This is a genomic window from Algoriphagus halophilus, assembly GCF_900129785.1.
Classification (GTDB): domain Bacteria; phylum Bacteroidota; class Bacteroidia; order Cytophagales; family Cyclobacteriaceae; genus Algoriphagus; species Algoriphagus halophilus.
In genome coordinates, this window is the sequence record NZ_FSRC01000001.1 from 186,852 (window position 1) to 199,741 (window position 12,890).

Below are 12,890 nucleotides of genomic sequence, written 5' to 3' on the forward strand. Positions count from 1 at the left end.
ATGCTGCTAAGTTCAAAGAATTTATCCTTTACTTATTCAGGGCAAAAAACACTCTATTTTGAAGATATTCAGTTAAATGAAAAAGAGAGTTTATTGGTGCTGGGAAAATCGGGTAGTGGGAAGACTACCTTGCTCAATTTATTGGCCGGTTTAGCCAAGCCGGACCAAGGCCAGATTCAGATAGGGAATCAACCTTTTTCTGATTATACAGGCCAGAAACTGGATTTGTTTAGAGGGCAAAATATTGGAATCGTATTTCAAAAACCTCATTTATTAGCACCACTTTCAGTGTTGGATAACCTTCGAATGGCTAATTTTTTTGGAAAGAAAAAGAATGAGAGGCTGGAGCAACTTTTAGAGGATTTAGGGCTTTCGCATAGAAAAAATGCCTCGGTGTTAACACTTAGTGAAGGAGAGGCTCAGCGGGTTTCCATCGCAAGAGCATTGGCGAATGAACCAAAATTGATCCTGGCTGATGAGCCCACCTCCAGTTTGGATGATGAAAACACAGAAAAGGTCATTCAATTACTGAAAGAGCAATCCAGTAAAATTGGAGCTGCCATGATTATCGTGACCCATGATCAGCGGGTGAAAAATCATATTTCGAATTTTATGGAAGTAAAGGCCTCATGAATTTATTCAAGCTGAGTTGGAAATATTTGACTTTTAGACCTTTCTCCACCGGGTTGAATGTATTGTTGTTGGCCTTGGGGCTTGCCATTATTGCAGTTCTTTTACTGATGCAAGATCAGTTGGAAAAGAAAATGAATCAAGATGCTGAAGGGATTGATTTAGTCGTGGGAGCAAAGGGAAGCCCATTGCAGCTTATACTTTCAAGCGTTTATCATATCGACTTTCCTACAGGAAATATTTCTTTAAATGATGCTCAGTCTTTGACCAGAAACAGATTGGTGAAAAGTACCATTCCTTTGGCCCTGGGAGATAATTACCAGGGATTTAGAATTGTAGGGACTAATTTGGATTATCTGGAACTTTATCAAGTGGATTTTGAAAGCGGGACCTCATGGACCCAGCCTTTTGAAGTCGTAATTGGAGCAGAGGCAGCCTTGAAGCTTGGATTGGATACAGGGGATGAGTTTATGGGAAGTCATGGAATTAGCGAAGGAAGCCATGACCATGATGCTAATTATTTCAAAGTTGTAGGCATTTTAAAGCCCAAAGGGAATGTGATTGATCGATTGATCTTGACCAGTATTGAATCAGTTTGGTATACACATGAAGAGGAAGTTGAGGCTGAAGATCATGAACCTATGCTTGATTCAGAGGTTACTTTGCATGGTCTTCCTAAGGCAGCAGGGGATGAAGGGAAAGAAATCACCTCCCTTCTGGTTCAATATCGAAACCCGATGGCAGCCATTCAGCTTCCCAGATTTGTGAATTCACGAACCAAGATGCAGGCAGCTTCTCCTACTTTTGAAATATCCAGGCTTTTTGAATTATTGGGAGTGGGAATCAGCATGCTTAAGGGATTAGCTTTTGTATTAATTGGGATTTCTGGCCTTGGGATTTTCATCGCTTTGTACAATTCCCTCAAAGAAAGAAAGTATGATTTGGCGATCTTAAGGGCCATTGGAGCCACACGTTTACAATTATTGCTTTTGATCTTTCTGGAAGGGTTTATCCTTACTTTTTTAGGAGCGGTGTTGGGGATTTTAATGGGGCATGGCTTCTTGGCTCTCCTGATTTCTCAAAATCAATCAGGCGTAATGGTAAGTATTCAGCCATGGATTTTCTTAAAATCAGAACTTTGGATAGTAGCTTATGCGTTAATGGTGGGTATATTAGCCTCTGTCATTCCTGCAATTGCTGCTTATCAAACAAGTATTGCAAAGCAGCTTACAAAGGCTTAATTAGCATAATAATTATTAATGAAGGGTAAAATGATGAAGAAATTAGGGTTTGTTTTTGTAGGATTATTCTTGTGTTATTCTGCGACTTCTTTTGCGCAGGAGAAAAATGTGTGGCGAAGTCTTTCCGAAGTTTCTTATAAGATAAGCGAAGATCAATTTGGAGAGCTTTATGTCCCTGTCTTTTCAGACGAGTCAAAAAAACTAGAGGGTACTGTAGTAGAAGCAGACGGATATATTATTCCTTTTGAAGGGATGTTTAAGCCGGAGCATATAATTTTATCCAGTCTGCCATTGGCGGAATGTTTTTTCTGTGGCTCAGGAGGCCCTGAAACGGTGATGGAGGTGATGCTAACAGACCCAATTAAATACACTTCTAAACGAGTAAAAGTAAGGGGGAAATTGGTTTTAAATGGGAATGACCCAGAAAAACTAATGTATATCTTGAAGGATGCTAAATTGATTTCGGAATAAAAAATGTCCCTCTTTAAAGGGACATCTCTTTTTCCAATATTCTGAACTTTTTCAATATATCCATTGATACTGGCCCAGGTTTTCCATTTCCAATGGTATGTTGATCAATTTGGGTAACCGGTAATAAAACTTTGGTGGTACTCGTGATAAATGCTTCGTCCGCCTCAAGCGATTCAGCCAGTGTAACAGGTCTGATTTCTACCTTGTCTACTAACTGAAGGACATGTTTTCTGGTAATCCCGAGAAGAATATCCTTATCAGGTGTGATCACTGTGCCATTTTTGACAATGAAAAAATTACTTCTCGAGCTTTCACTCACATAGCCATTGTGATGGTACAAAACATCTTCTGCTCCTTCTTTTTTCCATCGCATACTATCCCAGACTGAAAGGGCATAGTTGGTGGTTTTGATGTCGGCAATAGGCCGGATGTAATTCAGGCTTAATAGTTTGATGCCTTTATTATATTTCTCTTCGCTTGGGAATATTAAGGATTCTGGGAAGATGAACAGTTTTCCTTCTGCCGGAGAGAAATGGTTTTCAGAGATGCCGCCCGTTAGAAGCATTCTGAAACCTCCTTGCTCCATGTCGTTTTTGTCAGTCAGTTCTTTGATGATCTGCTTGAGTTCTTCTCTGGAATAAGAAAGAGGTAAAAATGTTTTTTCTGCCGAGCCGATAAATCGATCAAGGTAATGCTCTAAAAAAAGGGGAGTATAATTTACTGACCTAAAGAAATCAAAAATCCCATAGCCTCTGATTAATCCCAGGTCCATGGGATGAATTTGCGCCTTTGAGGAATCGATGATATTGCCGTCAGCAAAGCAAAATGGTTTCATGTGGATAGATTTTAAGGGTCTTCAAAATTACAGGATACTTTGATATATTTTTAACTTTTTAAAACCTCTTAACTTTTTAGATTTAAAAAAGAATAAATAGTATCTTTGGTGTAGTAATTACCCTAATCATGATTCGATATATTTCAATTTTAACTTTTGTATTATTAATAGTGCTTACTTCCTGTGGACCTAGCATCCAGGAGCAAAATTTGATGATGCGTGAAAAAATTATTGAGATTCATGATGAAGTAATGCCGATGATGGGCAGGTTAAAAAGTCTTGAGAAAAAGGCTAATCAGGAAATTGATCGATTGGAAGAAGAAAATCCAGATACCGCCCGAATTGAAGAATTGAAGGTATTAGCAGTGGACTTGAATGCAGCATACGATGGAATGTTTGATTGGATGCATCAATATGAGGCAACTGATGGAGATAGAACGCCAGAAGAGGTGAAGGTGTTTTTAGATGAACAACTGATCAAGATTTCGGAAGTCAATGCTCAATTTAAAGAGGTGTTGACTAAAGCTGATGAAATGCTTCCCAGTTAAAATTCCGGCTTAGCTTTCAAATATTTTTCTACATCAGATGAAGTGATCTTCCCCTCTTCTAATCCCCAGATATTATAGAGATAGGTGCTGATCTGAGAAATTTCCAATGGGGTCAACCTAGGACTTGCTGGCATCTCTTGATTGTAAATTTTACCATTGACCGTAATTTCTCCTTTTTGTCCGTATTTCATGATCCATACACTTCTATGGATGCTTGCTTTGAAATAATCGGAATCCTTAAGAGGAGGAATTAAATTTCCTAATCCCTCTCCATTACTCTGATGGCAGTTTCCACAATGATTTTCATACAGTGTTTTTCCTGCAATCGCATATTTCATCACTTCTGGATCTGAAATTTTGGCTAGCGTATTTTCTTCATTGGATGATTTTGGAGCACAAGCAAAGAAGAAAACTGGAAGCATCAGGAAAATCAAACCTTTCATTCTCCTAGAATTTTTGGAATATCATTAATTAATTTGGTGACTTGGTCTTCTTTGGTTCCATCGTACACCCCTCTAATCCTACCTTTTTGGTCGATGAGTAAAAACGCACCACTGTGTAAAAAGCCACCTGCTTCATTTTGGTCCTCCATGGCTGTAGTCAAGTAGCTGGTTTGTCCTATTTCAAAGATCTTTTCGGAATCTCCTGTCAAGAAATTCCAAGTGCTTGCATCTGGAATTCCCAATTTGACAGAATAGTCTTTCAAAACTTCCTGAGTATCGTGTCTTGGGTCAATAGAATGACTCAAAATTTTGAAGTTTGAGTGGTCTTTGTATTGGTCATAGACCCTTAACATCTCTTTTTTCATGATAGGGCAAATCGTAGGGCAAGTAGTAAAGAAAAAATCAGCCACATATACTTTGCCGTTGACATCCGAATTGGTAATTGTGTCACCGTCCTGATTTACAAATGCAAAGTCGGCTATGGTATGATATACTGTGTCCTTCAGGATTTTTCCCTCGATTTCGATTTCATTGACATGGAAATTACCAAGGATTGGTAGTGGTCCTTCGTTTTCCACAGGTGCAGGATTGCATTGCCATAAACTGAAGGCAATGATGGTGAATAAAGGGATGCTAACTTTGAATTTCATGGGATCATGAATTTTTATTTCTGTATTTTTTATAAATCCTGATGGCAATCATTAAGGTGATTCCAAGGCCTATCAAACCTAATAAACCCCAAACCATGCTGAGCAGATTTTTAAGAACAATGAGGAATACTATTGCAAATAACAATAGGGTGGAGGCCTCATTCCATATCCTCAACTGAGTTGAGCTCCATCTAGTTCTACCAGCTTGTAATTCTTTGAATAATTTATGACAACCAAAATGATAGCCATAGAGCAGAAGAACAAAAGCTAATTTGGCATGCATGAATCCCATTTCTAAATAACCCACTCGGTAACTTAGAACCCATGTTCCAAAGATTAACGTAAGAATGGCAGATGGCCAGGTAATAATGTACCAAAGTCTGGAAGCCATCAAGTCAAGCTGAGGCTTTAGAATGGCACGTTCCTGTTCCGGTCGCTCCATTGCTTCCGTCTGATAAATAAATAATCGAACGATGTAGAAAAGCCCTGCAAACCAGGTGACTACGAAAATGATGTGTAAAGCCTTTATGTACTCGAATCCCATTGTCAGAATTTTCGGCTAAATTAAGGTCTAAACCTCGTAAACCCTCTTAAGTTCTTGAAAAGCTCAAAATTGATTTTCTATTTATTGACTTTATTGGTCCTTGTCCTTGTTTTTTGGATAGGGATGGAAAGTCTGACTCAACCTGGATTGGAACAGTTTGAAGGAAAATATACTCCAATCTCCAATTATCGAAATGAGAATAATACAGGGCCAGTTGTTCGGATTATTGCTGTGAAAGCCTTGGATACGGACCAGGAATGGATGAGGGCATTTGGGGATTTTCAACCGCACACCAAATATGGAAGGACCCTGGTGTTTTTTTTCTCTGAGGAAGTAAATCAGGAAATTAGTCTTTCTCCAACTCCTCCTTATTTTTCTTCAGGATTTATCCCCTACCTCATTGCCACCTATGAAAAAGGACCCATGGGAGATGTGAAATTTATTGAAGGATATCCGGAATGAAGAAAAGATTAAGCCTAGAAGCATTTAAATCTGGAATTCTAAAAGGAGATAGGGTGGTACTAAGCCGCGCCATCACTTTGGTGGAAAGTAGTCTGGAACAAGATGCAAGATTAGCTTCTCAGTTGGTCCAGGATATTTTACCGGCTACAGGAAAATCAATTCGTATTGGGATTACGGGGGTTCCAGGGGTAGGGAAAAGTACATTTATAGAATCCTTTGGAAATCTTTTATTGGAAAAAGGGAAGAAGCTTGCTGTTCTGGCTATTGACCCAAGTAGTCAAAAGAGTAAGGGAAGTATCCTTGGTGACAAAACCCGAATGAAAAAATTGTCTTTGAATAAAAATGCCTTTATTCGACCCAGCCCTGCTGGAGATACCTTAGGAGGAGTGGCAGCTAAGACTAGGGAAGCCATGCTTTTATGTGAAGCAGCTGGATATGATGTGATTTTGGTGGAAACTGTGGGCGTAGGACAGTCAGAAACTTCCGTCAAAAATATGGTGGATTTCTTCCTATTGCTTGTCCTGGCAGGTGCAGGTGACGAGCTGCAGGGAATCAAAAAAGGAATTATGGAAATGGCTGATGGAATCGTAATCAATAAAGCAGATGGGGATAATTTAGTGTTGGCAAAAAAAGCTAAATCCACGTATCAAAATGCCTTGCATTTATTTCCTCTCAGTGAAAGTGGTTGGACACCTCCTGTTTCTATCGCATCTTCCATTACCAATTTTGGATTGGATAAGATCTGGGACATGATTTCAAGTTATGAAGCGATTACTTTGGAATCTGGGTTTAAGGAGAAAAACAGGTCTGAACAACGGATGAAATGGCTGGAAGAGAACCTTCAGTTTTTATTGATTCACAGATTTCTGGAGAGTCCTCAAATTCAAGCCAAACTTGCCTCGGAAAAAGTGAAAGTGCAATCCGGTGAAGTGAGCCCGCTTTCTTTGGCCAGAGAATTGATGGATTTATTTTTTAAAGATTAATGAAGTTTCTCATGAAGGCGTTTTCAATAATCCTACTTCTCGCTTTGATAGGCTGTCATTCTTCCAAGGAGGAAAGGCAAAGTTTAAGTTTTTCAAAGAAAGAATTTGTCACAGAACCCTGTTCTGCTGAACCCTGTGCAAAAGTAAAAATTGGCTGGGAGGAAGCTGTTGGGGCCGATGCAGGAACTCACATCAATAAGGCTGTCCTTAGCCATTTGTTGGCTTATTTTAGGCAAGACACCGTCTTTGCAGATTTGGCAACAGCTGCTGAGGACTTTGTGACCTCCTATAATAGGTTCAAACAGGATTTTCCTGATTCTCCAGGGGGATGGACGATTGAAATTGACTCAGAGAAAACGTATGAGTCGGATAGTTTGGTCAGTATCAAATTTACTGAATTCAATTTTACAGGAGGAGCACATCCAAATTCCAGTGTCAATTTTTTAAATTTTGATAAGAACTCTGGATCCCTTCTGTCAGAGGAACAATTAATCCTTGATCAAGAAAAGTTTCTAGAATTAGCGGAACAAGCTTTTAGGGAATACCATCAAGTAGAAAAGGGTGTTGCTTTGAAGGATGATGGGCGCTTCTTTTTGCCTGATACTGGGTTCTTTATTCCAAATGCCTTTGGGTATGAAGGAGACAAGCTGAAGCTCATATATATCCCATATGAAATAGGCCCCTATTCCTTAGGGTACACAGAGTTAGAGTTTGGTTTAGATGAATTGGAAGGAATGGTAAAAAAGTGAAATCCTCTTTTTTAATAGGATCTCATTTTGAATTTTTTCTTTAATTCATTCACTGCATTTCGGAAAGAGCTATCCGTTTCCATTAAGTCATTTACTGTTTGTACAGCATGGATTACCGTGGAATGGTCTCTACCTCCAAAATGATATCCAATAGACTTTAAAGAGTGGTTGGTGAATTCTTTAGAAAAATACATGGCTACCTGTCTCGCCACCACAATTTCTTTTTTACGTGTTTTTGCTTTGAGGTCATCAAGCGCAATACCATAATATTCGGAAACTGTTTTTTGGATATAATCAATCCCAACCTCAGTTTCTATGTCTTTGATGATGTTTTTCATCACCGTCTTGGCAAGCTCTAGGCTGATTTCCACCCGACTCAAGGAAGCATGTGCAATCAATGAAATAAGAATACCTTCCAGCTCGCGTACGTTGGTGTCGACTGTATAAGCCAAGTATTCTACCACGTCATCTGGAATAGAAATTCCTTCAGACTGCATTTTTCTTCGAATAATTGCTACCCTGGTTTCAAAATCAGGCATTTGAAGATCTGCCGTCAGCCCCCATTTAAAACGAGAAAGCAATCGTTCCTCCAATCCTTTCAAATCCCTCGGAGGACAATCAGAGGTCATGATGATTTGCTTCTTGTTTTGGTGTAAGTGGTTAAAGATATGGAAGAACATTTCCTGTGTTCTGTCTTTACCTGCTAAGAATTGGATGTCATCAATAATCAGGACATCCACCTGCATGTAAAAGTTTGTGAAACTCTTCACATTTCCGTCCTTGATGGAATCCATGAATTGGTTCACAAATTTCTCAGAGGAAACATATAGCACAAACTTATCTTCAGGGCCATTTTTGATTTCGTTTCCGATAGCCTGTACAAGGTGGGTTTTACCCAGTCCAACTCCACCATATACCATTAAGGGGTTGAAAGAAGTAATGCCAGGTTTGGTAGCTACTGCAAACCCTGCTGATCTAGCTAACCTATTACAATCCCCTTCTATGTAAGCTGAGAAAGTGTAATTCGGATTTAAGTTGCTTTTTGTCAGGGCCTCCGCATCCAGAGATTTCATTTCAAATGGAGTGCGTTGTTCTTCAGGAGGATTTGGAGCACCTTTTTTGCCATTGTTTCCCTGCGGGTAAGAAACCACATAGGGTTGATTGGCAGAATTTCCACGGTCTACCACCACGGCATATTCCAGCCTTCCACCTTGGCCTAAAGTCGTTTTAATGGCAAGCTTTAAAACTTGAACATAATTATCTTCCAGCCACTCGTAAAAAAACTGACTAGGAACCTGAATCGTAAGATTTGTTCCTTCGAGTTTAACTGGGTTTATTGGCTTAAACCAAGTTGAAAAGCTCTGATCATTGACGTGTTGTTCGATAACACGTAAACATTCATTCCAAACGGCGCTAGCTTCTGAACTCATTAGAGAAGATTTCTGAAAATCTGATGGGCCCTGAGATAACAGGGGCATCAAATTTGGAGAAAATTCAGGTAAATAAAAAATTCGATTTGACTTGAAATAATGGATTTTTTATCCATTGAAATATTAATAACAAAATGAAATTTTGCCACTAAAATTGAACCAAACTCAATCTATTTTATAGGCAAAAATGAAATTATTATGAGTTTCTGTAATTTTGAGGGTTTATTTATAGCTGATAGTCAAATAATTAAACTTTTTAAGTAAGAGTTATTTTTTCATTTAAATTACAACTCATGGCTTTCGTCCACATTTGGTTATTTTTGGTAAGAATAAAAAATATAAACCCAATATGATAAAAGAATCTTTTTACAATTTTTTGGATGTTACAAAAGAGCAGTGGGTTGAGCAGGTAAAAAAAGACTTGAAAGGAAAGGATTTTAAACAGACCTTAATCCATAAAGTGTGGAATGAAGTGGAAGTTCTCCCGTTTTATTGTCCCGAGGATATCGCTAAACCTATTTCTGCAATCAGATTTCACGAAGAAGCTAAATTACCTGGCTTTTCTCCAAGAATCTGGAATAACGCCGTTTCTTTTTATCCAACTGATGATAAAGATTGTAATCAAGAAATCCTTTCTGTTTTACAGCAAGGGGCAGATGCTATCATCATTCACCTTCGAGGAACAGAAAACTTACATGAGATTTTGAAAGGGGTAATGACGGAGTTTATTCAACTTTATTTTGTACCTCTTTCTTCACCAAGAATCCTATTTAATCAAATTATGGATTGGATTGAATCCCTTCATGTGAAGCCCGGAATGCTACAAGGTGCAATCCTTTGGTCACCCACTTCGGATTTAATCAAACGGAATGGGGATTTTCAAGAAAATATAAAATTAGGTGCTGAAATGATCGGAAAGCTTTCGGCTTTCCGTGATTTTTACCCCATGACCTTGAATTTCTCCATGTATGAGGATTCCGGAGCAAATGGCATTCAGCAGAGTTTCTTAGGGTTGGCTGAGATGGTAGAAATGATGGACGCATTCATTAAAGAAGCGGTGTCTACAGCCATGCTTTTTGATAATATGGCAGTATACTGTAGTGTTGGAGAGTTGTTTTTTCCAGAAATCGCCAAGCTGAAAGCTATTAGAATTTTATTGCAAGAGCTTGCTTTTAACCTAGGGCAGGAAATATCTCCTGCTTCGCTTCATTTTATCATTTCCAGTAGTACTTGGAGTAAATCTTTGATGGATCAAAATTCAAACTTAATCAGACAAACCTATGAAGCCATGTCTGCCATCTTTGGGGGAGCAGATACTCTTTGGGTTCGTCCAGCATTAGGAGAAAAAGCCTCCGAATTAGAAAAAAGAATGGCCAGAAATGTTTCCAACATTCTGAAAGAAGAAAGCTATTTGGATAAAGTGATGGATCCCGCCGCAGGGTCTTATTATATAGATTCACTGGTAGAAAATCTAAGAAAAAAAATCTTGGAGGAATTAAGGAATCTTGAAGAGAAAGGAGGTTGGCTGAAGAATTTCAAATCTCGGCAAATCCAGGAGATAGTGAGAAAGGAGCGGAGTTTAATTCAAGAATCTTATGTAACCCAGGAGAAAATAAAAGTGGGGGCAAATAAATATGAGGAAAAAGATGATTCAGCTGGGAAAATATCCTTTGAGAAGATAGTTGAGGAATCGCATGAACTGAAGCCTTCTCGAGCTACTTATTTATTAGAAAAGAAAACCCTAAACCAATCATGAGACCTGATTTTAATAATTGGCAGAGAAAACCATCCATTGAGGGTAAAACGCAGGTAAAAGAAGAGGTGTGGGATTCTCCTGAACAAATCAAAGTCCCTTCAGAATTTGATCCTCAAGCGATTCAGAAACTTCCTCATATTCATTTTGCGGCGGGGATTCCTCCTTATTTAAGAGGACCTTATAGTACCATGTATGCGATCAGACCATGGACCATACGTCAATATGCAGGTTTTAGCACAGCAGAGGAATCCAATGCTTTTTACAGAAGAAATTTAGCTGCAGGGCAAAAAGGACTTTCAGTGGCATTTGATCTTGCAACCCATAGGGGATATGACTCAGATCACCCGAGGGTAGTGGGAGATGTGGGAAAAGCTGGAGTAGCGATAGATACTGTGGAGGATATGAAAATTCTTTTTGATCAAATTCCTTTGGATCATATGTCCGTATCCATGACGATGAATGGTGCGGTGATTCCGATTTTGGCATTTTATATCGTAGCTGCCGAGGAGCAAGGGGTGAAACCAGCCCAGTTAAGTGGGACGATCCAAAATGATATTTTAAAGGAGTTTATGGTTCGGAATACCTATATCTATCCTCCTCAACCTTCGATGAAAATCATAGCTGATATTTTTGAATATACAGCGGAAAACATGCCCAAGTTCAATTCCATTTCCATTTCTGGTTATCATATGCAAGAAGCGGGTGCAACCGCAGATTTAGAGTTGGCTTATACCCTGGCAGATGGTTGGGAATATTTGAAAACAGGGGTAAAAGCTGGTTTGGATATAGATGATTTTGCGCCAAGACTCTCATTTTTCTGGGCCATAGGAATGAATTATTTCATGGAGATTGCCAAGATGAGAGCAGGAAGACTATTGTGGGCCAAAATTGTCCAGAAGTTTAATCCAAAGTCTCCAAAATCCTTGGCTTTAAGAACTCATTGTCAAACCTCAGGTTGGTCCTTGACAGAGCAAGATCCTTTTAACAACGTGACCAGAACAGCGGTGGAGGCAATGGGTGCAGTCATGGGGCATACCCAATCTTTGCATACGAATTCTTTGGATGAAGCCATTGCTTTACCGACCGACTTTTCTGCAAGAATTGCACGTAATACCCAACTTGTCTTGCAGGAAGAATTAGGAATTGCGCATGTGGTGGATCCTTGGGGAGGTTCTTATTATGTGGAATATTTGACTGACCAATTGGTAAAGAGAGCTTGGGAATTGATCGAAGAGGTGGAGAAATTGGGGGGGATGGCAAAAGCGATTGAATCTGGACTTCCAAAATTGAGAATTGAAGAAGCTGCGGCAAAAAAGCAAGCAAGAATTGACAGTGGGAAGGACATCATTGTAGGGGTAAACCGGTTTCAAGTGGAGGATGAATCAGAGATTGAAGTGAGGGATGTAGATAACCAAGCAGTAAGAGAATCTCAGGTAGCGAGAATTAAGCGAGTAAAATCAGAAAGAGATCCAGAAGAGGTCGAAAAAAGTCTTCAGGCAATTACTGAATGTGCCAGATCAGGGAATGGAAATCTACTGGAGTTAGCTATTGATGCGGCTAGGAATAGAGCGACTTTGGGAGAAATTTCCATAGCTATGGAAGAGGTATATGGAAGACATCAGGCTCAAAATAAATCGATCACAGGAGTTTATGCAGCAGAAGTGAAAAATCAAGAATCTTTTCAAAAGGCCATTGCCCTCTCAGATAAATTTGCGGAAGAGGAAGGAAGAAGACCAAGAATCATGGTCGCGAAAATGGGACAGGATGGACATGATCGGGGAGCTAAAGTCATTGCCACCGGTTTTGCTGATCTAGGGTTTGATGTGGATATCGGACCTTTGTTCCAAACTCCGGAAGAGGTGGCAGAACAGGCGATAGAGAATGATGTGCATGTGGTAGGAGTGTCTTCCTTGGCTGCCGGACATAAAACCTTGGTTCCTCAGTTAATTCATGCCTTGAAGGAATTGGGAAGACCAGACATTATGGTGGTTGCAGGAGGAGTGATCCCTTCCAAAGATTATCAATTTCTTTTTGATGCGGGTGTAGCAGCGGTTTTTGGGCCTGGGACTGTGTTGTCAGATGCGGCCATCAAAGTATTAACAAAGTTGTCCGAAGAGTGAAAATTCTAATTCATTGACCCAAAACCGT

14 protein-coding genes are annotated in these 12,890 nt (G+C 39.5%); 9 read left to right on the plus strand and 5 right to left on the minus strand.

What is annotated here, in order from left to right; translation table 11 throughout:
- Genes BUR11_RS00865 through BUR11_RS00875 form a run of 3 tightly spaced genes read left to right on the plus strand, consistent with a single transcriptional unit; the run spans window position 1 to window position 2,342 of the window.
- Window positions 1-633, plus strand: coding sequence for an ABC transporter ATP-binding protein (locus BUR11_RS00865; RefSeq protein ID WP_074222963.1), 633 nt, complete (start codon window positions 1-3; stop codon window positions 631-633).
- Complete coding sequence (locus tag BUR11_RS00870; protein WP_074222964.1) at window positions 630-1,871, plus strand: ABC transporter permease; 1,242 nt, start codon at window positions 630-632, stop codon at window positions 1,869-1,871. The genes BUR11_RS00865 and BUR11_RS00870 overlap by 4 nt, the downstream gene beginning before the upstream one ends.
- 33 nt (window positions 1,872-1,904) lie before the next feature.
- On the plus strand, window positions 1,905-2,342 hold the full coding sequence (locus BUR11_RS00875; RefSeq protein ID WP_074225040.1) for a hypothetical protein: 438 nt from the start codon (window positions 1,905-1,907) through the stop codon (window positions 2,340-2,342).
- Window positions 2,343-2,355: 13 nt separating this feature from the next.
- Here the strand turns inward: BUR11_RS00875 and BUR11_RS00880 are convergent, their stop codons facing one another.
- Window positions 2,356-3,177, minus strand: coding sequence for an aminotransferase class IV (locus BUR11_RS00880; RefSeq protein WP_074222965.1), 822 nt, complete (start codon window positions 3,175-3,177; stop codon window positions 2,356-2,358).
- Between the two features lie 128 nt (window positions 3,178-3,305).
- Between BUR11_RS00880 and BUR11_RS00885 the strand changes: the two genes are divergently transcribed.
- Window positions 3,306-3,725, plus strand: coding sequence for a hypothetical protein (locus BUR11_RS00885; RefSeq protein WP_074222966.1), 420 nt, complete (start codon window positions 3,306-3,308; stop codon window positions 3,723-3,725).
- On the opposite strand, the gene BUR11_RS00890 is transcribed toward BUR11_RS00885, so the two are convergent.
- The 3 genes from BUR11_RS00890 to BUR11_RS00900 are packed head-to-tail and all read right to left on the minus strand — an operon-like array spanning window position 3,722 to window position 5,362.
- Window positions 3,722-4,168 carry a c-type cytochrome gene (locus tag BUR11_RS00890; RefSeq protein ID WP_074222967.1) on the minus strand — a complete coding sequence of 149 codons (447 nt, stop codon included), beginning with the start codon at window positions 4,166-4,168 and terminating at the stop codon, window positions 3,722-3,724. The genes BUR11_RS00885 and BUR11_RS00890 overlap by 4 nt on opposite strands.
- Window positions 4,165-4,818, minus strand: coding sequence for an SCO family protein (locus BUR11_RS00895; RefSeq protein WP_074222968.1), 654 nt, complete (start codon window positions 4,816-4,818; stop codon window positions 4,165-4,167). Before BUR11_RS00895 ends, BUR11_RS00890 begins: the two co-directional genes overlap by 4 nt.
- Before the next feature lie 4 nt (window positions 4,819-4,822).
- On the minus strand, window positions 4,823-5,362 hold the full coding sequence (locus BUR11_RS00900) for a CopD family protein (RefSeq protein WP_074222969.1): 540 nt from the start codon (window positions 5,360-5,362) through the stop codon (window positions 4,823-4,825).
- Window positions 5,363-5,416: 54 nt separating this feature from the next.
- Here BUR11_RS00900 and BUR11_RS00905 point away from each other — a divergent pair, with 54 nt between their 5' ends.
- Genes BUR11_RS00905 through BUR11_RS00915 form a run of 3 tightly spaced genes read left to right on the plus strand, consistent with a single transcriptional unit; the run spans window position 5,417 to window position 7,556 of the window.
- A complete protein-coding gene (locus tag BUR11_RS00905; RefSeq protein WP_074222970.1) occupies window positions 5,417-5,824 on the plus strand; it encodes a hypothetical protein in 408 nt (135 codons plus the stop codon).
- Window positions 5,821-6,807: a methylmalonyl Co-A mutase-associated GTPase MeaB gene (gene meaB, locus BUR11_RS00910; RefSeq protein WP_074222971.1), complete on the plus strand. Its 987-nt coding sequence runs from the start codon at window positions 5,821-5,823 to the stop codon at window positions 6,805-6,807. The genes BUR11_RS00905 and meaB overlap by 4 nt, the downstream gene beginning before the upstream one ends.
- Window positions 6,808-6,818: 11 nt before the next feature.
- Window positions 6,819-7,556, plus strand: a complete 738-nt coding sequence (locus tag BUR11_RS00915; protein ID WP_159439194.1) for a PdaC/SigV domain-containing protein — start codon at window positions 6,819-6,821, stop codon at window positions 7,554-7,556.
- An 11-nt stretch (window positions 7,557-7,567) separates the two neighbouring features.
- Here BUR11_RS00915 and dnaA read toward each other — a convergent pair whose 3' ends face one another.
- The gene (dnaA, locus tag BUR11_RS00920; RefSeq protein WP_074225041.1) at window positions 7,568-8,986 is read right to left on the minus strand and encodes a chromosomal replication initiator protein DnaA; all 1,419 of its coding nucleotides are present in this window, start codon (window positions 8,984-8,986) and stop codon (window positions 7,568-7,570) included.
- A gap of 349 nt (window positions 8,987-9,335) precedes the next feature.
- Between dnaA and BUR11_RS00925 the strand changes: the two genes are divergently transcribed.
- Both BUR11_RS00925 and scpA read left to right on the plus strand, forming a co-directional pair.
- Window positions 9,336-10,742, plus strand: coding sequence for a methylmalonyl-CoA mutase family protein (locus BUR11_RS00925; RefSeq protein WP_074222973.1), 1,407 nt, complete (start codon window positions 9,336-9,338; stop codon window positions 10,740-10,742).
- Window positions 10,739-12,862 carry a methylmalonyl-CoA mutase gene (gene scpA, locus BUR11_RS00930; protein WP_074222974.1) on the plus strand — a complete coding sequence of 708 codons (2,124 nt, stop codon included), beginning with the start codon at window positions 10,739-10,741 and terminating at the stop codon, window positions 12,860-12,862. The genes BUR11_RS00925 and scpA overlap by 4 nt, the downstream gene beginning before the upstream one ends.
- The last annotated feature ends 28 nt before the right edge of the window (window positions 12,863-12,890 follow it).

What these genes read in the sequence shown, in the direction of transcription:
- dnaA (WP_074225041.1), bottom strand. Translation starts at nt 8,986, where the DNA reads ATGAGTTCAGAAGCTAGCGCCGTTTGGAATGAATGTTTACGTGTTATC.
- BUR11_RS00915 (WP_159439194.1), top strand. Translation starts at nt 6,819, where the DNA reads ATGAAGGCGTTTTCAATAATCCTACTTCTCGCTTTGATAGGCTGTCAT.
- BUR11_RS00865 (WP_074222963.1), top strand. Translation starts at nt 1, where the DNA reads ATGCTGCTAAGTTCAAAGAATTTATCCTTTACTTATTCAGGGCAAAAA.
- BUR11_RS00925 (WP_074222973.1), top strand. Translation starts at nt 9,336, where the DNA reads ATGATAAAAGAATCTTTTTACAATTTTTTGGATGTTACAAAAGAGCAG.
- BUR11_RS00890 (WP_074222967.1), bottom strand. Translation starts at nt 4,168, where the DNA reads ATGAAAGGTTTGATTTTCCTGATGCTTCCAGTTTTCTTCTTTGCTTGT.
- BUR11_RS00895 (WP_074222968.1), bottom strand. Translation starts at nt 4,818, where the DNA reads ATGAAATTCAAAGTTAGCATCCCTTTATTCACCATCATTGCCTTCAGT.
- scpA (WP_074222974.1), top strand. Translation starts at nt 10,739, where the DNA reads ATGAGACCTGATTTTAATAATTGGCAGAGAAAACCATCCATTGAGGGT.
- BUR11_RS00880 (WP_074222965.1), bottom strand. Translation starts at nt 3,177, where the DNA reads ATGAAACCATTTTGCTTTGCTGACGGCAATATCATCGATTCCTCAAAG.
- BUR11_RS00870 (WP_074222964.1), top strand. Translation starts at nt 630, where the DNA reads ATGAATTTATTCAAGCTGAGTTGGAAATATTTGACTTTTAGACCTTTC.
- BUR11_RS00875 (WP_074225040.1), top strand. Translation starts at nt 1,905, where the DNA reads ATGAAGAAATTAGGGTTTGTTTTTGTAGGATTATTCTTGTGTTATTCT.
- meaB (WP_074222971.1), top strand. Translation starts at nt 5,821, where the DNA reads ATGAAGAAAAGATTAAGCCTAGAAGCATTTAAATCTGGAATTCTAAAA.
- BUR11_RS00900 (WP_074222969.1), bottom strand. Translation starts at nt 5,362, where the DNA reads ATGGGATTCGAGTACATAAAGGCTTTACACATCATTTTCGTAGTCACC.
- BUR11_RS00885 (WP_074222966.1), top strand. Translation starts at nt 3,306, where the DNA reads ATGATTCGATATATTTCAATTTTAACTTTTGTATTATTAATAGTGCTT.